Annotated in this window: 19 protein-coding genes and 1 pseudogene; 9 read left to right on the top strand and 11 right to left on the bottom strand. The window is 56.4% G+C overall.

Annotated elements, in window-relative coordinates; translation table 11 throughout:
* The first annotated feature begins 122 nt into the window (after positions 1-122).
* From SOR61_RS04065 to SOR61_RS04040, 6 genes are all read left to right on the top strand, one after another.
* Positions 123-941: a zinc dependent phospholipase C family protein gene (locus SOR61_RS04065; RefSeq protein ID WP_320611414.1), complete on the top strand. Its 819-nt coding sequence runs from the start codon at positions 123-125 to the stop codon at positions 939-941.
* A gap of 78 nt (positions 942-1,019) precedes the next feature.
* Positions 1,020-1,379 carry a CidA/LrgA family protein gene (locus SOR61_RS04060; protein WP_320611413.1) on the top strand — a complete coding sequence of 120 codons (360 nt, stop codon included), beginning with the start codon at positions 1,020-1,022 and terminating at the stop codon, positions 1,377-1,379.
* Complete coding sequence (locus SOR61_RS04055; RefSeq protein ID WP_320611412.1) at positions 1,376-2,068, top strand: LrgB family protein; 693 nt, start codon at positions 1,376-1,378, stop codon at positions 2,066-2,068. The genes SOR61_RS04060 and SOR61_RS04055 overlap by 4 nt, the downstream gene beginning before the upstream one ends.
* A 16-nt stretch (positions 2,069-2,084) precedes the next feature.
* Entirely contained in the window at positions 2,085-2,687 is a 603-nt protein-coding gene (locus SOR61_RS04050; protein ID WP_320611411.1) for a cytidylate kinase-like family protein, read from the top strand.
* Positions 2,668-3,363 (top strand): GntR family transcriptional regulator, encoded by a 696-nt coding sequence (locus SOR61_RS04045; protein ID WP_320611410.1) that lies wholly within the window; start codon positions 2,668-2,670, stop codon positions 3,361-3,363. The genes SOR61_RS04050 and SOR61_RS04045 overlap by 20 nt, the downstream gene beginning before the upstream one ends.
* A 41-nt stretch (positions 3,364-3,404) precedes the next feature.
* Positions 3,405-3,770, top strand: a complete 366-nt coding sequence (locus tag SOR61_RS04040) for a VOC family protein (protein WP_320611409.1) — start codon at positions 3,405-3,407, stop codon at positions 3,768-3,770.
* A gap of 68 nt (positions 3,771-3,838) precedes the next feature.
* On the opposite strand, the gene SOR61_RS04035 is transcribed toward SOR61_RS04040, so the two are convergent.
* From SOR61_RS04035 to mtnA, 9 genes and pseudogenes are all read right to left on the bottom strand, one after another.
* A complete protein-coding gene (locus SOR61_RS04035) occupies positions 3,839-4,264 on the bottom strand; it encodes a GtrA family protein (RefSeq protein ID WP_320611408.1) in 426 nt (141 codons plus the stop codon).
* A 12-nt stretch (positions 4,265-4,276) separates the two neighbouring features.
* Positions 4,277-5,665, bottom strand: a pseudogene (locus SOR61_RS04030) (FGGY-family carbohydrate kinase).
* Positions 5,666-5,695: 30 nt separating this feature from the next.
* Entirely contained in the window at positions 5,696-6,265 is a 570-nt protein-coding gene (locus SOR61_RS04025) for an RNA 2'-phosphotransferase (RefSeq protein ID WP_320611407.1), read from the bottom strand.
* Between the two features lie 136 nt (positions 6,266-6,401).
* A complete protein-coding gene (locus SOR61_RS04020) occupies positions 6,402-7,247 on the bottom strand; it encodes a metallophosphoesterase (protein WP_320611406.1) in 846 nt (281 codons plus the stop codon).
* Positions 7,248-7,362: 115 nt separating this feature from the next.
* Positions 7,363-7,776 (bottom strand): PadR family transcriptional regulator, encoded by a 414-nt coding sequence (locus tag SOR61_RS04015; protein WP_320611405.1) that lies wholly within the window; start codon positions 7,774-7,776, stop codon positions 7,363-7,365.
* Positions 7,777-7,971: 195 nt separating this feature from the next.
* On the bottom strand, positions 7,972-8,436 hold the full coding sequence (locus tag SOR61_RS04010) for a hypothetical protein (RefSeq protein WP_320611404.1): 465 nt from the start codon (positions 8,434-8,436) through the stop codon (positions 7,972-7,974).
* Between the two features lie 58 nt (positions 8,437-8,494).
* Entirely contained in the window at positions 8,495-8,887 is a 393-nt protein-coding gene (locus SOR61_RS04005) for a hypothetical protein (protein WP_320611403.1), read from the bottom strand.
* Between the two features lie 188 nt (positions 8,888-9,075).
* Entirely contained in the window at positions 9,076-9,732 is a 657-nt protein-coding gene (locus SOR61_RS04000) for a class II aldolase/adducin family protein (RefSeq protein ID WP_320611402.1), read from the bottom strand.
* Positions 9,732-10,817, bottom strand: coding sequence for an S-methyl-5-thioribose-1-phosphate isomerase (mtnA, locus tag SOR61_RS03995; protein ID WP_320611401.1), 1,086 nt, complete (start codon positions 10,815-10,817; stop codon positions 9,732-9,734). The genes SOR61_RS04000 and mtnA overlap by 1 nt, the downstream gene beginning before the upstream one ends.
* A gap of 526 nt (positions 10,818-11,343) precedes the next feature.
* Between mtnA and SOR61_RS03990 the strand changes: the two genes are divergently transcribed.
* Positions 11,344-12,561 (top strand): aminotransferase class III-fold pyridoxal phosphate-dependent enzyme, encoded by a 1,218-nt coding sequence (locus SOR61_RS03990; protein WP_320611400.1) that lies wholly within the window; start codon positions 11,344-11,346, stop codon positions 12,559-12,561.
* Between the two features lie 254 nt (positions 12,562-12,815).
* On the opposite strand, the gene SOR61_RS03985 is transcribed toward SOR61_RS03990, so the two are convergent.
* Positions 12,816-16,301, bottom strand: coding sequence for a pyruvate carboxylase (locus tag SOR61_RS03985; protein ID WP_320611399.1), 3,486 nt, complete (start codon positions 16,299-16,301; stop codon positions 12,816-12,818).
* 497 nt (positions 16,302-16,798) lie between these two features.
* Here SOR61_RS03985 and SOR61_RS03980 point away from each other — a divergent pair, with 497 nt between their 5' ends.
* Positions 16,799-18,223, top strand: coding sequence for a PLP-dependent aminotransferase family protein (locus SOR61_RS03980; RefSeq protein WP_320611398.1), 1,425 nt, complete (start codon positions 16,799-16,801; stop codon positions 18,221-18,223).
* A 127-nt stretch (positions 18,224-18,350) separates the two neighbouring features.
* Positions 18,351-19,322 (top strand): phosphate acetyltransferase, encoded by a 972-nt coding sequence (pta, locus tag SOR61_RS03975; protein ID WP_320611397.1) that lies wholly within the window; start codon positions 18,351-18,353, stop codon positions 19,320-19,322.
* A gap of 145 nt (positions 19,323-19,467) precedes the next feature.
* Here pta and SOR61_RS03970 read toward each other — a convergent pair.
* On the bottom strand, positions 19,468-19,746 hold a 279-nt coding region (locus tag SOR61_RS03970; protein WP_320611396.1), incomplete at its 5' end, for an integrase core domain-containing protein.

The following is a 19,746-nucleotide window of genomic DNA, read 5'->3' as shown; positions in this document are numbered from 1 at the left end:
TTTCTCAAAGAGCAGAATGAAGAACGGCCATGTTGCCACAGAAATGTTACGTATATATTACAGGAAAATGACGCAAAAGTCAAAAAGATAGAAAAACCATGGAGCAGAAAGGGGGAATGGAGATGCCTGCTGCCTATGCCCACGACCGGTTGGGCCGGGAAATCAAGAAACGTGTGAGGGCGCAGGAATGCGCCGTCATAGAGAAACATTGGGACCTGTTTACCATTGGGCTGCAAGGGCCGGACATTCTGTTTCATTATAAGCCCCTTCGGAAGAACCAGGTCAAGGAACTGGGGCACAGGACCCACGACCGTCCGGGGCGGGCCTTCTTTGAACAGGCGGCCCGGGTGATGCGGGAGAACGGGGGAACACAGCAGCACCTGGCGTACCTCTATGGGTTTCTCTGTCATTTCGCGCTGGATGTGACCTGCCATGGGTATGTGGACGAAACGATCGCCGCCAGCGGCGTCAGCCACGTGGAGATCGAAACAGAGTTTGACCGGATGCTGATGCTGCGGGACGGGCATGACCCGATTCGTCACCTTGTGATGGCCCATATGGTCCCCTCCCGGGAGAGTGCGGCAGTGATTGCGCCTTTTTTTGAGGGAGTGAGCGGGGAACAGATTCAGAAGGCGCTGAACGGAATGATCCGGGACGGCAAGTGGATGCGGTCGCCGGGAGAAGGAAAGCGCAAGATGCTTCGAGCGGCGTTTCGGCTCACAGGGACCTATGAAGAGATGCATGGACTGATCGTTAACCGGGAGGAGAACCCTCTTTGCCGGGATAGTACGCAGCGGCTCTGGACCTTGTACCAGGAGGCGGTCTGCCTTGGAACCAGGCTGATCGAGGAGTACAGCGCTTACTTGGCGGGAGAAGGTGCGCTGAGTTCGGTTTATGATTTCAACTTTGGGTCGAAGCTGGTGGAAGCCACGCACCATTGACAAGGAGGGAAAAGGTGTCGTATAATTGGCTTCCAACTGGTAGGACCAGTTGTAAGCCAAAGAGACAGAGAGGGTTCTATGAAGTTTTTACGACAATTTACGCTGATTCTATTGATTTCCTTTTTGGGAGAGGTGCTCAAAGCACTGATCCCCCTTCCTATCCCGGCCAGCGTGTATGGGCTGGTGCTCATGCTCATCTGCCTGTGCACGGGAGTGATCCGGCTCCGCCATGTGCGGGAGGCGGCGTTGTTCCTCATTGAGATCATGCCGGTGATGTTCATTCCGGCGGCAGTGGGTCTGAGCGACGCCTGGTCCAGCCTCCGCCCGGTGATCGTGCCGGTGGCCATCATTACGGTAGTGACCACCATCCTTGTGATGGTGGTCACCGGTCGGACCACCCAGTATGTCATTGGTCGGGAACGGAGGAAGAAATCATGACGGCGTTTTTTACCAGCAGCCTCTTTTACGGGGCCACCATCAGCCTGCTGGCCTATGGGTTTGGGCTGTTCCTGAAGAAAAAAACCAAGTTGGCTGTGCTCAATCCCCTGCTGATCGCCGTGATCTGCGTGATCGGTGCGAATCAGGTCCTGTCCATTAACTACCAGACCTACAATGAGAGCGGGAAGTACCTGTCCTACCTGCTGACGCCGGCCACCGTCTGCCTGGCTGTTCCCCTCTATGAACAGCTGACGCTGCTGAAAAAGAATTGGAAAGCTGTGGCCTGCGGGCTTCTGGCGGGGGTTTTGGCCAGCCTGGTGGGAATTCTGGCTTGCGCTAAGCTGTTTCGTCTGGACCACCAGCTCTATGTGACCTTGCTGCCCAAGTCCATTATCACGGCCATCGGCATGGGGGTTTCCCAGGAGCTGGGAGGGATTGTGAACATTACGGTGGCGGTCATCATCATCACCGGTATTTTGGGGAATGTGATCGCAGAAGGGGTTTTCCGGGTGTTCCGCATCCGTGAGCCGGTGGCCCGGGGACTGGCGCTTGGGAACGCCTCCCACGCCGTGGGTACCGCCAAGGCCATGGAACTGGGTGCGGTAGAAGGGGCCATGAGCAGCCTGGCCATTGCGGTGGCTGGACTCATTACCGTGGTGGCAGCCTCTGTGTTTGCCCCGCTTGCCTGAGAGAGGAGAGAGAACCATGAAAAAACCGCTGATTCTTACCATTGGCCGTCAGTACGGCAGCGGCGGCCGGGAGATTGGACTGCGTCTTGCCCAGCGGCTGGGCATGGAGTTTTACGACAAAGCGCGGCTCATGGCGATTGCCGAGGCCCGGGGCGACGGCGAGCGGGAAAGTGATTTCTACGAAGAGCGCCCGGTGAACAGCCTGCTCTACGCCATTGCCATGAGCGAAATGACCCGCAGCACAGGCAACGCCTCCTTTGTGCGGATTCGCAGCCTGATGGAGGAGAAGGGCGGCGTGCTCATTGGCCGGTGCGGCAACGTGATTTTCCGGCAGGATGAAAATGCGGTGAGCGTCTTTATTCATGCCAGCGCAATACTCCGTCAGCAGAGCATTGCCCAGGGGGAGGGGATCTCTCTGCGGAAAGCCTCCCTTCGCCTCCAGGAAGTGGACGAGAGCCGGACCCGGTTCCACCGGTACTTTACCGGAGAGTCTTGGGGACATGCCCAGGGATATGAGCTTTGCCTGGACAGCGGCATCTTGGGAATCGACGGCTGCGTGGATATGATTCTCAACTACTTGCGGTGGAGGGGTCTTCTGGATGAAGAGGAAGGAACCTGAGACGAAACCGGAAGGAGAGAGCAGAGCGTATGCGCTGGTGCTGTCCTATCTGGAGCAGCAGATCCGAAAAGGAGATCTGAAACTGGGGGACAAGCTTCCTTCCGAGCGGACCCTCATGGGGGAGCTGGGCCTGGGGCGGAACTCGGTGCGGGAAGGGCTGCGCCAGCTGGAGAACATGGGGTTTATCCACAGCGCCCAGGGCCAGGGCAGTTTCCTGGTGAACCAGGCGGACCGTGGAATTTCCGGCATCCTTTCCATGCTGCTTCTCTTGGATCAGACCAGTCGGGCGGAGTTCTTTTCCCTGCGCCAGAGCCTGGAGCAGGGGGCGCTGGACCGGATGGTCCAGCAGGAAGAGCCGGAGGTGCTTTGCCGGATGGAGAAGGCGCTGTCTGCCATGGAGGCCTCACCAGACGGAACGGGCAGGGAGGCTGCGGAACGGGTGTTTCATTGGACCCTCATCACCGGGGGGCGCAATCATTTGTCGGAAACCCTGGTCCATGCCCTCACCGAACTGGATGACGCCTACCGGCAGGAGACCCTGGCGAGGATCTCGGAGGAGACCCGGCGGCGGCTTTTGGACGCCCATCGAGCTATGGTGCAAGCCCTGCGGGAAAAGGATCGAGAGAAGGGGCGGCTGGCCCTGGAAGAACATTTTCAACTGATCTGCGGAACATGACCGTGGATCTTTCAATAGAAACGAAACAGGAGGAATCCAATATGACCTTTCGCATGGTTCATGAAAACTATAATGTGCGGGATTTGGAGGCGTCTTTGGCCTTCTATGAGCAGGCTCTGGGTCTGAAGGAGAGCCGCCGCATCACAGAGGATGCGTTTACCATCGTGTATGTGAAGAACGAGAATAGTCCTTTTGAGCTGGAACTGACCTGGCTCAAAGATCATCCCCAGCCCTATGACCTGGGGGAATGTGAGTTCCACTTGGCTTTCCAGGTGGATGACTTCGAGGGGGCTCATGCGAAGCATGAACAGATGGGCTGCATCTGTTTTGAGAATCCCGAGATGGGCATCTATTTTATCGAAGATCCTGACGGCTACTGGCTGGAGATCATTCCGTCCAAAGACTGAGTCGTCGCATCAAGAAAAAACAGGGCGTTCTCCCTAATATGGGAGAACGCCCTGTTTTGATGCTTTGGTCAGGCCTGTTTCTTCTTGGCCACGCTGTTGGTGTCCAGGGTCGTCCGAAAGACCACGAACCGGTCGAAGAGGTACTCCAAAATGAAGTTGGAGGCCATATTCAGTAAGGTGACCAGGTACTCATTCCAGCCTACGGTGTCGGCCAGATAACTGCCCGCCCAAGTGGAGAGGGGGACAAAGACGCAGTAGAACCCGGCAACCTGGGCCATCGCCTTGGGGACGTTGTTGGCGGACTGGAAGGTGTAGCGGCGGTTCAGGGTGAAGTTCCACAGCACGGAGAGGATCAGCGCAATGAGATAGCAGGGCCAGTAGCTCCAGTGGGTGAGCTCATTGAGAAGAGAGAAGGCCAGCAGTTCAATGACGCCGGCAGAGATGGAAAATAGCAAAAATTTGATGGTTCGAATCAGTTCCTTGTGTTTGGACATAGACGGGGCTCCTTATGCTTTGGTTCCGGCGCCGTTCAAGGCTCGGAAGTTTTTCCGGTTGGCCCGGTAGAGATTTTTGAATACCTCATAGTAGGGACGGTAGGCAGCGGTGCGTTCCGGGTCTGGGGTGTACCGGGCGGCTACGGGGATGAAGTCCCCAACCACATCCAGGTTTGGGATCAGCCCAAGTCCCACCCCTACCACAGCAGCGGCGCCGACAGACCCTACGTTTTGGGGGCTGGCCACCACTTCTACGGTGCGCCCGGTGATGTCGGCCAGACGCTGACAGGTGACCGGAGAGAGGGCGCCGCCCCCCACGAAGCGAAGGGGATCGGAGGTTTTCAGCTTCCGGTCCTGTCAGTCCAGCATCCACTTTAAGTGGAAGCAGGTCCCTTCCAGAACAGCGTGGATCAGCTCGGTTTTTCCCGTTCCCAGGTGAATGTTAAAGAACATACCGGCGGCGTTGGGGTCCTCGAAGGGACAGCGGTTGCCATGGAGCCAGGGGGTAAAGATGACCCCGCCGGACCCGGGGGGAACGTCTTTGACTGTGTCGGTCATGTAGTCGTATAAGCTGGTGTACTCCGCTTCCTGGCTCTGGGCTACGTGGGTTTTTTCCAGGTAGATGCCAATTTCGTCCAGAGCCAGATGGTTTTTCACCCACTCCAGGCATTTGCCCGCAGTTTCCATCTCGGCGAAGTAGTGGTAACGCCCGGGCTGTGCCCCCACGATGGCGGCGATCATGGCGCTGACGTCCACGGTCTGCCGCTGGGTCACAGTGGAGACCCAACCGGAGGTGCCGCAGTAGATGTGGGTGCTGCCCACGGCAGTGGCCCCTGCCCCCACACCGATGAGGGCCGCGTCCCCGCCCCCGCCGAAAACGGGGGTCCCGGGGAGAAGCCCCAGGTCTTGGGCGGCCTGCGCTGTGAGTCCTCCCACCTGCTCGGTGGCCTCAGCCAGCCGGGGCAGATGGTCCCGCTGGACCCCGAACATCCGGCAGAGGGTGGGGCTCCAGTCCTCTTTACCCTTTCGGGTGTCGTACAGGAAGGTGGCAAAGGCGCTGTCCTGGGTCATGACCGCCTCTCCGGTGCACCGGAGGATCAGATATTCCTTGACGTCCAGCCACTTCCATACCTGCTGGAAGTTGTCTGGCTCGTGGGCCTCCACCCATTTGTATTTCCAGAGAGGGTCCTTGACGCTGCTGGACACAGCGCCGGTCAGGCGCAGGCTGGTGAGAAGTTTCCGCACGTTGGCCCCGGCGATCTGCATCCCATGGGCCAGTCCCCGTTTCAGTTCTTCGTGGGAGCGCTGGTCCATGTAACTCATGGGCCGCCGGATGGCGTTTCTCTCCCGGTCCACCAGGACCAGTCCCCGCATCTGGGAGCAAAAGGAGAGTCCGGCGATCTCTGGTGTTCACGTCCTGTTGATGATGTTCTATGGTTCTTCCTGAAGGAAGAAAATGCGGTCACAGAGGTACCGGGTGGGGACCGACTCGGTGCACCAGACCTGATTATCGGCCATGCCAAAGGAGAAGCCGTCCCGGTCCATCGCGGCGGCGTCCACTTTCAGCACCACAGGGACCAGATGCCAGCGCTCGGCCGACTGCCAGGCCTGTTTCAAGGTAGGCTGTAAGTGGACGGCGTGCCGTTTCATTTTTTGGATCGCACCGCTGGCATCAATTTTCTTCATGGCGGCGGTGTTGGTGCCATGGTACAGAACGGGGGGCGGGGTTCCATAGGTCAGTTCCGGCTGGATCCACGGGATAGAGTGCCCCTGACAGCACTGGATGCGGCTGTGGTCCTGGTTAAAGCGGTAGCGGCCCTTTTCGTCCTGGGCCACGATGGATTCCAGCTGTGCTTTGTCCAGGGAGAACCCCCGCTGGCCATCCACCTGGCGGATGAGCTGATCCACGGAGACCCAGCCGTGGATATCCATATCCAGACCGGCCTTTTCGGGGTGGTGGCGGAGCAGGTAGCAGAGATAGACTGAGAGATTGCGTCCCATGGGGACATCTCCTTTCCGGAGAATAGAGGGGAAGCGCCGGGTTTCGGCCTTCCGTTTTCCCTAGTGTACCATAGGACCATGGAACTTTCCAGCCTGAGAGAAAGGGGGGCAAAGCCGAGTCCTCTCAGCCCCTTTCTCACGGCAGGGAGGGGACTGACGTATGGTGGAGTTCCAGGAGGACCACCTCGGGACGGTTGAGGACCCGCAGGGGGAAACTGCTGTTGCCCAGCCCTCTGCTGATCACCATGGAGGTTTGTCCCTCCTGACAGCAACCGGAAGTATACCGGGGAAAGAAACCCTGTCCTGGGGAAAAGATCCCGCCCACAAAGGGCAGACGAATTTGCCCGCCGTGGGCGTGGCCGCTGAGGACCAGGTCGACTCCACTCTGGACATAGAAGGGCATATACTCCGGCCGGTGGGACAGGAGAATGGTGTAGGGGTCCTGGGTGGAACAATGGGGAAGGTGGGCGGCCAGATAGGCTTTAGAGTTCGGGAAGGTGGTCCTCTTGTGGAAGCCGGGGTCAGCCAGCCCCACCAGAGAGAGGTGGGAGCCTGCCCGGCGGAGGGATACCGATCGGTTTTCCAGCGCTTGGACCCCTGCGGCTTGCAGGTCCTGTCTCAGGCTGGGGTAAGAGGCGATCCGGGCTTCGTGATTGCCGGGGACAAAGAAACAGGGGGCGATGGCCTGGGCCCGGCGGACAAAGTCCAGGGCTACGGCGGGGTTCAGGCGGTAGGAGTCAAAAAGATCTCCGGTGAGCACGATGAGATCGGGATTCGCCTGTTCCAACAGTTCCAGCAGGCGGCGGTTCTCCGGGCCGAAAGTCCGGTTGTGCAGGTCGGAGAGATGGGCGATGCGATACCCGTCAAATGCCTCCGGAAGGCGGGGGGAGGAGAGAGAACAGGGGGTGAGCACCAGGGCTTTGTTGGCCCACAGAAGCCACCCGGCCAGCAGCAGGGCCAAAAGGGAAAGAAGGAGGAGCATGGCGGGGGTCCTTTCAGAGGGAGTGATCCGATGGGTAGAAAAACCGTGTGGAAAAGTGGGTAAAAATTCATTACGCCGCCATCTGCCAGAAACGTGGCGGATGACGGCGTGCAGATCATATGGCTTTGATGTTCTCGGGCTCGGGGGCCTCTGCCAGGAACTGTTCCCCGGTCTCCAGGATGAGGTTGACAGCGCCGGTAAAGGAACGGTACTCTGCGATGAGCTGCTGGAGATACACCTTTCCTGCGTCGGTAATGGAGAAATAGATGCGGATACGGTTGTCTTCCGAGACGACCTTCCCCTTTTCCTGGATATAATGAAAATCCTGGAGGCGATAAATGGCCTGATAGAGGGTGTTAAAGGTGATTTTTCCCTCGCTCATGCGCTCAATGGCCTGCATCATCTCATAGGTGTACATGGATTTTTGCTGAAGCACAAAGAGGACCAGCATCTCTGTGGTGGCTTTTTTCATGGCCTCGCGGATACTGGCGGGGGTTCCGCTGGTTTTGGCACGCTTTCGTTCAGACACGGTAGCAAGGTCCTTTCTTAATAGATTTTTAAGAAATATGCAATATCATAGTGCAGACGGAATGAATTGTCAACTGTATAAAAAGAAAAGAAGAATAAAAAACCGTTTTTAGACTGGAAAATCGGAGGAAAAAGGGAAGCTATACAAAAAAGGGGAGGATTGGAAAAAAGAACCGGGAATTGGCGCAGGGAATGATTATTTTGTAATGGTGCCGGTGGGGGAGCAACGGAGGGTGATATGAACGGGGATGATGCCTACAATGCCTTGTAATTTGGCGTCCAGGGTTGCAGTGGCACTGGGCATACGGTCCATAGTGGTAATCTGGTGGCTTCTATAGAACCAGCCCAAGGAGGTGGATTTGGAATAGTCGGTGGACCAGACGCTGGCCAGAGAACCGTTGTAGGTGAAGGTAGCGTATAAGGTGACTTTGGCAATTTCTTTTCCGTCACGCTTAAATGTACTGGTGTTACTGGCGGAGCGGAGGGTACGGGTCGAAGAAAGTGTGATTACACTTTCCACGGTGATGCCGTTGCCCAGGTCTTCGGCACTGTAATCAATAACCTCTCCTGCGTCTGCGGCAGCAGCGCTGGAGTGGAAGGGCATGGTCATGGTGACGATCAAAGCGGACAAGAGTAGGAAGCAAAGACTTTTACGAACCAAAGATGTATTCATGATAATATCCTTTCTTTGTTAAAGTGAAATGGAAAAACAACATAACTTAATGAGGATGCTTTTCATCATTGATAATAATCAATTGTTCTTCTGTGACGTTTGGATCAACTATAAATGAAGCAGAATAGAAGAAATAGCAAGCGATGAGTGCGACAGAAATTCCGACTAAAATACGAACAAAGCGGCGTTGCCGTTTCTTTTTCATCTGGTATCGTTCTTTTGCGTCGTCATCCAAACTCTCCATATAAGTATGCGCCAATTCCTGGGGTTCTCCTAAAAAATCGATCACATCGTCGTAGGTGAGACCGGGATTTTCCTGCTGCAATTCAGAAACACGGAACTTTGCCAAGAAGATAAAATCCTCCTGCTTTGCCTTGGAGCAGAGGAGGTGTTTACGCAGCTCTTGACAATAAGAATCCAGTTCTTTTTCAGCGATCATGAATACCTCCTTGTCTGTTGCCGCCCTTTCTGCGGTGTCTGCGCCGGCGGCGGAACAACACAAAGAGGACGATTACGGAAAAAAGAATAACGAAAAGACAAAGTTTTGTCAATAGTATATGTTAATAAAATGAGGAAAAAGTAGCGGGATAAGGTATGGCCTTATCCCGCTGCCTTTCTGAAAACCACTCAGCGAATCCCCCAGGCGGGGCGCAGCCCCTCCAGTTCCTTCACCAGGGACGGGGGCATCACCCGGTCACAGCCCAGGGTTTTCAGGTGGAGGGTGACCAGGGCCATCTGTTCCAGACATTCCAGACGGTAGTGGGCCTGCTCCATGGTGTCGCCCCAGGTGACGGCCCCGTGGTACTCCAGCAGGAGGGCCCGGTGGGTCCGGCAGAAGGGGGCGACGCTGTCTGCCACAGCCTGGGAGCCGGGGAGGGCAAAGGGTGCCACGGGAACTTCGCCCAGCTGCACCACCGCTTCCTGGAGCACCGGGCGGTCCAGAGGAAGTCCGGCGGTGGCGAAAGCCGTGGCGGCAGGGGGATGCGCGTGGACCACTGCCCGGACGTCAGGGTTTTCCCGGTAGATCCGCAGGTGCATTTTAGTTTCAGAGGAAGGTTTTCTGGTGCCTTCCAGCAGGTTTCCGTCCAGGTCCAGCTTGACCAGCATATCTTCGGTCATGGCTCCCTTGGAAACACCGGTGGGGGTCACCCAGAGGGCGTTGTCTCCCACCCGGACGCTGAGGTTGCCGTCGTTGGCAGCCACCAGCCCCCGCTGGTAGATCTTGAGCCCGGCGGCCAAAATCTGGGCTTTCGCCTGCGCATCCGAGGGATAGTGAGGGGACATTAGTCTCCCCCCTTCCGCTGGCGGGAAAAGAGCTTGGCCAGGTTCTCTTCAAAGGGAGGGTAGCAGATGCCCTTTTCGGTGACGATGGCGGTGATGAGGCTGTGGTCGGTCACATCGAAGGCGGGGTTATAGCACTTCACGTCCGGCAGGGCGGAGGGCTGAGAGAAGAACTTTTCTTTGATCTCTTCCCCCTCCCGCAGCTCGATGGGGATATGGTCCCCGTCGGGGCAGGTGAAGTCGATGGTAGAAGAGGGGCCCAGAACGTAGAAGGGGATGCCATAGTACTTGGCCAGGATGGCCACCCCGGAGGTGCCGATCTTGTTGGCGGTGTCGCCGTTGCGGGCCACCCGGTCGCAGCCCACGAAGCAGGCGTTGATCTTCCCTTCCTTCATCACCAGGCTGGCCATGTTGTCGCAGATGAGGGTGCAGTCGATGCCTGCCCGCTGGAGCTCGTAGGTGGTGAGTCGGGCCCCTTGCAGCAGGGGGCGGGTCTCATCGCAGAAGGCCCGCAGGGGGATGCCCCGTTCTTTGGCCAGGAAGAGAGGACCCAGTCCGGTGCCGTAACGGGAGGTGGCCAGGGGACCGGCGTTGCAGTGGGTGAGGATGCCGTCCCCGGGCTTGACCAGAGAGAGCCCGTACTCGGAGATGGCAGTGCACATGGCGATGTCCTCCTGATGGATGGCCAGGGCGGCCTGCTTCATGGCGTCCTGAATGGAGAGGACATCCATGCAGGGCATGGACTCTGCCACGGCCAGCATCCGGTCCAGCATATGGCGCAGGTTGACAGCGGTGGGGCGGGAGGCGTTTAAGTAGGCATGAATCTTCTGGCAGTCCTCTACAAAGGTGCTGTATTGGTCGGCGGGGGACTGGAGGGTCAGAACATACATGGCGTAGGCGGCGAAGATGCCGATGGCGGGAGCGCCCCGGACCCGGAGGGTGGCAATGGCCTCGTAAAGATCCTCGGCCCTGGAGAGCTCCAGATAGACAGTTTCGTTGGGCAGACGGCTCTGGTCCAGGATGCGGACGGCGCGGCCGTCGTCGGAGAGGCGGACATTGTCCGCATGGGTGATTTGCTTGAGATCCATGGTAATCACTTCCTTTATTATAATATTGTAGCAAGGGAACGGAGGAAAAGCAACGGAACATTGGAAGAAAGAGGGGCATGATGAAAACGGACAATGGGATTGGAGAAAGAAAAAAGTCGATTGTGCAAAATGACGAAGTGCAAAATGGTAGAAATTGACTTAAAAATGAAAATAAAAGGAAGGAAAATCGCTTCAAAAGTCACTGCATACAAAATAAAATAACCCTTTTCCAAGAAAAATAAAATAATACAAGAAAAACCAGCGAATCCTTGCACAAAATCCTGCATGGTCCCAAAGGGCTTCTGCAAAAAAGTCCTTAAATAATTTGTGCAAAAGATGCATTTCATTTTTAGGAAAATGGTGCTATTATGAACACAAGTTACAGGAGACGTTCGCTGAATCAGTTTCCTGGTCTTACATTCAAAACGATCGGAATGAGTAGCCGATTGTTGAGAATACTGGGTCTGGTACGCAGGCCCAAAGGATCCCTTTTTTGAATCACAATATTAAATGGGAGGAATTTTCTATGAGACTGAAAGACACAGGCTTGACCGCTGCTGACATTAAGGCACTGGCCGCTAAGTACATGATCGAGACCTACGAGCGTATGGACTTCCTGGCAGACTCTGCTGAGGGTATCTATATGTACGACGAGAACGGCGAGGCTTATCTGGACTTCTATGCTGGTATCGCTGTTAACTGCCTGGGCAACTGCAACCCCAAGGTTGTCGCTGCTGTTCAGGAGCAGTCCGCTACCATCATGCAGACCTTCAACTATCCCTACACCGTTCCCCAGGCTATCCTGTCCAAGGAAATCTGCGAGACCATCGGCATGGACAAGGTTCTGTATCAGAACTCCGGCGCTGAGGCTAACGAAGCTATGATCAAGCTGGCTCGTAAGTGGGGCATCGAGAACATCGGTCCTGACTGCTGGCAGATCATCACCGCTAAGAAGTCCTTCCACGGCCGTACCTTCGGCTCCATGACCGCTACCGGCCAGCCCGAGTCCGCTATCCAGAAGGGCTTCGGCGACCTGACCCCCGGCTTCGTGTATGCTGACTTCAACGACCTGCAGTCCTTCAAGGATGCTTATGTTAAGGGCAAGACCTGCGCTATCATGTTCGAGCCTGTTCAGGGCGAGGGCGGCGTGTGGCCCGCAACTGAAGAGTTCATCAAGGGCATCCGTGAGTTCTGCGATCAGGAAGGCATCCTGATGCTGCTGGACGAAGTCCAGGCAGGTTGGGGCCGTTGCGGCGACTTCATGTGCTACATGACCTATGGCATCAAGCCTGACATCGTTTCCATGGCTAAGGCAATGGGCGGCGGTATGCCCATCGGCGGCATCGCTACCACCGATCGCGTGGCTCCCGCTTTCGGCCCCGGCACCCACGGCTCCACCTATGCTGGTCACCCCGTCACCTGCGCTGCTTCTCTGGCAGTTCTGCGTGAGCTGAAGGCTGGCAACTGGCCCGCAAACGCTAAGAAGGTCGGCGACTACTTCGCAGAGCAGCTGCTGAAGGTGCCTGGCGTTGTTGCTGTCCGTCATCGCGGCCTGTTCGTTGGTGCTGTTCTGGAAGACGGCATCGATGCTGTCCAGGTTAAGCGTAACTGCATCAAGAACCACTTCCTGGTCACCGCTATCGGCTCCTCCATCATCCGTATGGTGCCTCCTCTGACCATCCGCGAGGTCGACTGCGACGTGGCTTGCGAGCGTCTGGCTAAGTCCATCGCTGAGGCTAAGTAATTATCCCTCTGGTATAACCAAGATAGAGTGATACTTCACCGCCCCCACCAAAATGGTGGGGGCGGTTTTTTGCGTGCAGGGTTCCCAGAGAGAAATGGCCAAGAAAGTCGGTTGTCCTTGAGCAGAAACCGAAGAAAGACTTCCATCCCGAGAGATTCCGGGGCACCTGCCCTTCCAGGGAAAAGAAATAAAAAAGCACCCCCGCTGCTATAGCAGCGGGGGTGCTGGTGGTATGGGATCATAGGTGAGGAGAATTACTTTTCTTCCTCTTCGCCGCCTTCTTCCTCCAGAATGAAGGAGATCAGCAGGTCTTCTGCGTTGACCCGGTCGCCGGGAACCACATAAAGCTTGTCGACCTTGCCGTCGACCTTGGAGACGAAGGTAGTCTCCATCTTCATGGCTTCCACGATCATCAGGGGCTGGTTGACCTTGACGATGTCGCCTTCCTTGACCAGGACGGTCTCCACGGTGCCGGGGATGGTGGAGCCCAGGTGGCAGGGATTGTTCTTGTCGGCCTTCAGCTTGCGGTCCACCAGAACCTCCAGGGTCTTGTCCAGAACCTTCAGTTCACGCAGGACGCCGTTGACCTCGAAGGTCAGCACGCGGTAGCCGTCCTTGTCGGGGTCGGACATATCGATGAACTTGATGATGATGTCCTTACCAACGCTGGCCTTGAGGACGGTCTCTTCGCCCTTGCGCAGACCATAGAAGTAGACGTGGCTTTCCAGGGTGGTAACGTCGTTGTAAGCCTCGAAGTGAGTGCAGTAATCCTCGTAAACTTTGGGATAGAGGGCGTAGCTGACAGCCTTCTGATCCATCTCGAACTCAGAGAAGCCTTCCATGTCGAACTTCTCTCTCAGGTGTGCCTTGATGGCCTCGAAGTCCACGTCGGGCAGCAGGGTGCCGGGACGGACGGTGATGGGCTCGATGTCCTTCAGGACGATCTTCTGCAGTTCCTTGGGGAAGCCGCCCTCGGGCTGACCCATCATGCCCTTGAAGAAGTCGATGACGGAGTCGGGGTAGGAGAGGGAAGCGCCGTCGGTCAGGATGTTGTCCATGGTCAGGTCGTTCTTCAGCATGAAGATGGCCAGGTCGCCGACGACCTTGGAGGAGGGAGTGACCTTGATGAGGTTGCCCAGGATGATGTTGGCCTGACGATAGAGCTCCTTGATCTTCTCGAACTCGTCCTTGGAGCCCATCTCAGTGACCTGAGCCAGCAGGTTGGAGTACTGACCGCCGGGGATCTCGTACTTATAGATCTGAGCGTTGGGGGAGACCATGCCGCTTTCGTTGGACTTGTAGACCTTACGGACATGCTCATAGTAACGGCTCAGCTCATCCAGACCTTCGAAGTCCAGGCCGGTGTCGCGCTCGGTGCCGCGGAGGGCTTCCACAACAGCGTTGAGGGAGGGCTGGCTGGTGCAGGAGCTCATGGACTCGATAGCCAGGTCGACGATGTCCACGCCGGCCTCGGCAGCCTTCAGCACGGTGGCCACGCCAGCACCGGTGGTGTCGTGGGTGTGCAGGTGGATGGGGATGTGGAGCTCGGACTTGAGGGTCTCCACCAGCTTCTGAGCTGCATAGGGCTTCAGCAGGCCGGCCATGTCCTTGATGGCCAGGATGTGGATGCCCATGGCTTCCAGTTCCTTGGCCTTCTCCACGTAGTAGTCCAGAGTGTACTTGACTTCGTTGGGGTTCATGATATCGCCGGTGTAGCACAGAGCGCCTTCGACGATCTTACCGGTCTTGAGGGATTCCTCGATGGGCATCTTCATGTTCTCGATCCAGTTCAAGCTGTCGAAGACACGGAAGACGTCCACGCCCTTGATGCCGGAGATGCGGATGAACTCCTTGACCAGGTTATCGGGATAGTTGCTGTAACCCACGGCGTTGGAAGCACGCAGCAGCATCTGGATCAGGGTGTTGGGCATTCTCTCGCTGAGGATCTCCAGGCGCTTCCAGGGAGATTCCTTCAGGAAACGGTAAGCGGTATCATAGGTAGCGCCGCCCCAGGCTTCCACGGAGAAGGCGTTCTGCATGATGGGGTGGGTGGCCCGGGCTGCGCCCACGATATCCTTGGTACGCATACGGGTTGCAATCAGGGACTGTTGTGCGTCACGCATGGAGGTGTCGGTGACATACAGGCGCTTCTCGCCCATGATCTTCTGGGTGAAGCCCTTGGCGCCCAGCTTCTTGAACTCGTCCTTGGCGCCGTAGACCAGAGCGGTCTCGTCATACTTGGGCAGGACACGGTCTTCGAAGTAAGGCTTGTTACCAGCAGAGACGTTCACGATCTTGTCGCCCAGGAAGTCCAGGATCTTGGAAGCACGATCCAGGGAGTGGGACAGGGTGAACAGCTCGGGGGTCTCTTCAATAAAGGTGGTGTAGCAGCGGCCTTCCTGGAAGGTGGGGTTGTTGATGACGTTGATCAGGAAGGAGATGTTGGTCTTGATGCCCTGGATGCGCATCTCGCGCAGAGCACGCAGGGACTTGGTCACAGCGCCCTTGAAGGTGCGGTCGAAGGAACAGACCTTGACCAGCAGGGAGTCGTAGTAGGGCAGGATCTCAGCGCCGGTGTAGATGTTGCCGCCGTCCAGACGGATACCGTTACCGGAGCCGGAGTGATACACGCTGACCTTGCCGGTGTCAGGCATGAAGTTGTTGGAGGGGTCCTCGGAGGTGACACGGGTCTGGATGGCGTAGCCGTGGCACTGAATGGACTCCTGAGAGGTGATGTTGATCTCGGGGGAGTTCAGGGGATAGCCCTCAGCCACCAGGATCTGGGAGCGGACGATATCCACGTCGGTCACCAGCTCGGTGACGGTGTGCTCCACCTGGATTCTGGGGTTCATTTCGATAAAGTAGGGGTTGCCCTCCAGGTCCACCAGGAACTCGCAGGTACCGGCGTTGCGGTAGCCGACCTGCTTGCACAGGCGGATGGCGCTGTCAAAGATCACCTGACGGGTCTCTTCGGGAACAGAGAAAGCGGGAGCGTATTCCACGACCTTCTGGTGGCGGCGCTGCACGGAACAGTCACGGTCGAAGAGGTGCACCACGTTGCCGTAGGCGTCGGCCAGGACCTGCACTTCCACGTGCTTGGGGCCGCGGAGATACTTTTCGATGAAGACCTGGTCGTCACCGAAGGCCTTCTTGGACTCGTCGATGGCTTCCTTGAACTCCTTGGGCATATCCTCTTCCTTATAGACGATACGCATACCACGGCCGCCGCCGCCGTTGGAGGCCTTCAGCATAACAGGATAGCCCACCTTCTTGGCCACTTCCATGGCTTCCTCTGCGGTCTTCATGGCGTGGTCAACGCCGGGGATGATGGGCACGTTGGCGGCAATGGCGATCTGCTTGGAGGAGATCTTGTCGCCCATGGCGTTCATGCTGTCCACGGAGGGACCGATGAAGGTGATGCCGTTCTTCTCGCACTCTTCCACGAAGTTGGGGTTCTCGGCCAGGAAACCATAGCCGGGGTGGATGGCGTCGATGTTGTGATCCTTGGCGATTTTGATGATGGTCTCGATGTCAAGGTAAGCGTCGATGGGGCCCTTGCCGGGGTTGAGGGGATAGGCCTCGTCGGCGAGGGTACGGAACATGGCGTACTTATCTTCCTTGGAGTAGATTGCAACAGAGGTGATGCCCAGCTCGTTCAGAGCGCGGAACACACGGATGGCGATCTCGCCACGGTTAGCTACAAGAACTCTCTTGAAACTCTTAATGCGTACTTCACTCATAAGCAGTCTCCTTCTTATACGGTGATATAGAAATTGAAATGTGACGTTGAGGCAGGGGGCTGCCCGCCTATGCACGCTGCAAAAACAGTTGTTTTTCTATTCGAAAATCATTATACACGAAAAGAAAAAACCTTGCAAGTACAGGACAGCAGGCGGAAGAGAAGGGAAGAGACCATGCAATTTGGCAAGGGATAGCCTGCAAAACGGTTTTGGCGGAAAATCCGATGTATTATCATTAATTTTCGAGGCATTTGGTTTTCGCTTTTCAATCAAATTTCACAAGAAAAAATAAGGGGTTGTTTTTGTAAAAAAAGAGGAAAAAAAGAATAACAAAAGTCAGAAAAAAACGACGAAAAAATCTGGTAGAATGACGAAGGAGAATCTGCGTTCTCGTGGCTTTACAGAGGGTAGAAAAGGGAATATAATGGCCTTGGTGATGGGAAAACCGTCATTTTTCTTGACTTTGATAGGACCAGATGCCGGAAGGAGCGCTGATTTTGCTTACCTACTCCTTTGAAAACATTGATACAGAGAGCATGTATGAGCATCTTTACCGATGCATCAAACAGGATATCTTACAGAAGAAACTGAAATCCGGGGAAAAGCTTCCTTCAAAGCGGACCTTTGCCAAGAACCTGGGGGTCAGCACCATCACAGTGGAGAGCGCCTATGCGCAGCTGGTGGCAGAGGGGTACCTGTACACCCTGCCCAAGCGGGGGTACTACGTCTGTGAACTGGAAAAGGGAGAAGCGCCCGCCCAGCCCCGGCCCAAACCGGTCCTGCCCCGCCAGCAGCCTCGCCCCACCTACTGGGCGGACTTTGTCAGCAGTTCCGTGGCCAGGGATATGTTTCCTTTCTCCATCTGGGTGAAGCTGCTGCGGGACGTGACCGCCCGGGAGGACGAGACCACCCTGCTGACCGATACCTCCGCAGGGGGGATTCGGCAGCTGCGCCAGGCCATTTCCGAGCACCTCTACCAGTTCCGGGGAATGACCATCGACCCGGAGCAGATCGTGGTGGGCGCGGGAACAGAGTATTTATATAGTGTACTGATCCAACTGCTGGGCCGGAACCATGGGTACGCGGTGGAGGACCCGGGCTACCTGCGTCTGAGCAAGATCTATGAAAAGAACGATGTGCGGACCTACCATATTCCCATGGACGCCTCCGGGATCCAGCCTGATTTGCTGGAGGAGAGCGGAGCAGAGATCCTGCACATCACCCCCTCCCACCATTTCCCTACAGGGATCGTGATGCCGGTGAGCCGTCGATATGAGTTTTTAAGTTGGGCTTCCAAAGGGGAGAACCGGTATATCATCGAGGACGACTATGACTGCGAGTTCCGGCTGGCCGGACGGCCTATCCCCACCTTGCAGAGCATTGATGTGATGGAAAAGGTGATCTACATCAACACCTTTTCCAAGAGCCTGGCCCCTGCCTTCCGGATCAGTTATCTGGTCCTGCCCAAGCATCTGGTCACCCGGTTTTACGATACCCTTGGATTTTACTCCGGTACGGTTTCCTGCCTGGAGCAGATGACCCTGGCCCGGTTCCTGTCAGAAGGGTATTTTGAAAAACACATCAACCGGATGCGGAACCATTATCGGGGCCTGCGGGATCAGTTCCTGGGCGCCATCCAGAAGAGCCCCCTGGCCCGCCGGGTGAAGATCAGCGAGGAGAATGCCGGACTTCACTTCCTCATGGAGCTGGACACCCAGCGCAGCGACAAGGAGATCTTGCAGCGGGCAGAGGCAGAAGGGCTCCGCCTGTCCTTTGTGTCCCAGTACTATTTCCGGCAGGAAGAGCGCCAGGCACATGTGCTGGTGATGAACTATTCCGGCCTGGAAGAGGGGCGGATCACGGAGGCAGTGGCCCGGCTTTGCCGGGCGATCCTGCCTGCCCCGGAGGAGCCCGGCCTGTGAAAGAATCCCTTCTCTTATAAGGAGAAGAGGGAAGAAGGGGTTGAATCAGACCCCATATAGTGATACAATAAATAAGTTGTTTCGCACAGAAGACAAAACGTCTTATATTTGTTGGAGGTAATCTATCATGTTTGCAAAGCTGATTGAAACTCTGAAAGCCAATCCCCGTACGCTGGTGTTCACCGAGGGTTCCGACGCCAGAATCCTGGAGGCCACTGCTCGTCTGAAGAAGGACGGTTTCCTGACTCCCATCCTGGTGGGCGTGGAAGCAGAAGTCAAGGCCGCTGCTGAAAAGGGCGGATTTGACATTGAAGGTGTCCGTATCGTGGACCCCGCTACCTATGCTGGTATGGACGCAATGGTAGAGAAGATGGTGGAGCTGCGGAAGGGCAAGATGTCCCCCGAGGACTGCCGCAAGAACCTGCTGAAGGGCAACTATTTCGGCACCATGCTGGTGAAGATGGGCGAGGCCGACTGCCTGCTGGGCGGCGCCACCTATTCCACCGCTGACACCGTGCGTCCTGCTCTGCAGCTCATCAAGACCAAGCCCGGCAACAACAACGTGAGCTCCTGCTTTATTCTGCAGAGAGAGAAGGACGGCGTGGACGAGCGCCTGTGCATGGGCGACTGCGCTATCCAGATCGATCCTGACGAGGATGCACTGGTGGAGACCGCTCTGGAGTGCGCCAAGACCGCAGCTATCTTCGGCATCGATCCCAAGATCGCCTTCCTGAGCTACTCCACCAAGGGCTCCGGCAAGGGCGAGACCGTGGACAAGGTGAAGAACGCCTGCGACAAGGCCAAGGCTGCTGCGCCCGAACTGGCCATTGACGGCGAGATGCAGTTCGACGCCGCTGTCTCCCCTGTGGTGGGTCAGCAGAAGTTCCCCGGCTCCAAGGTGGCAGGCCATGCCAACACCTTCATCTTCCCCGAGATCCAGTCCGGCAACATTGGCTATAAGATCGCACAGCGTCTGGGCGGCTTCGCTGCTTACGGCCCCATCCTGCAGGGCCTGAATGCACCCATCAACGACCTGTCCCGCGGCTGCGACGCCGACGAGGTCTACAAGATGGCTATCATCACCGCTGCTCTGGCATAATCCTTTCTTAGAAATCGAACAGCGCACAGGAGTCACTTCCTGTGCGCTGTTTTTGTATCATACGGGAAAAGACGTCCTGCGGAACTTTGAACTGCTCCAAATTGTGCGGACAGTACAAAAAGCGCCCTGGTAGGAAAAATAAGTTTTAGGTGGAGAGGCGCCGCACCAGCGGTGCCTCTCCGGTTTTTAACTGGATACGTTCATAGTTATAAAAGTGGATATAGCGGTCAATCATCTCGTTGGCCTCTGAGAAGGTAGCGGGTTTGTGCCGGTAGATACACTCTGTTTTGAGGATGGAGAAGAAATTCTCCGCCATGGCATTGTCATAAGGATTTCCTTTCCTTGACATGGAAGGTGTAATGCCGTATTGTTTAGTTAGCTGGAAATATGCTTGAGAGGTGTATTGAAAGCCCTGGTCGCTGTG

Origin of the sequence: Evtepia sp., assembly GCF_034090835.1 — a bacterium.
Classification (GTDB): domain Bacteria; phylum Bacillota; class Clostridia; order Oscillospirales; family Oscillospiraceae; genus Evtepia.
Note: the sequence above shows the minus strand (reverse complement) of the source record. Positions and strands in the feature narration are given on the sequence as shown.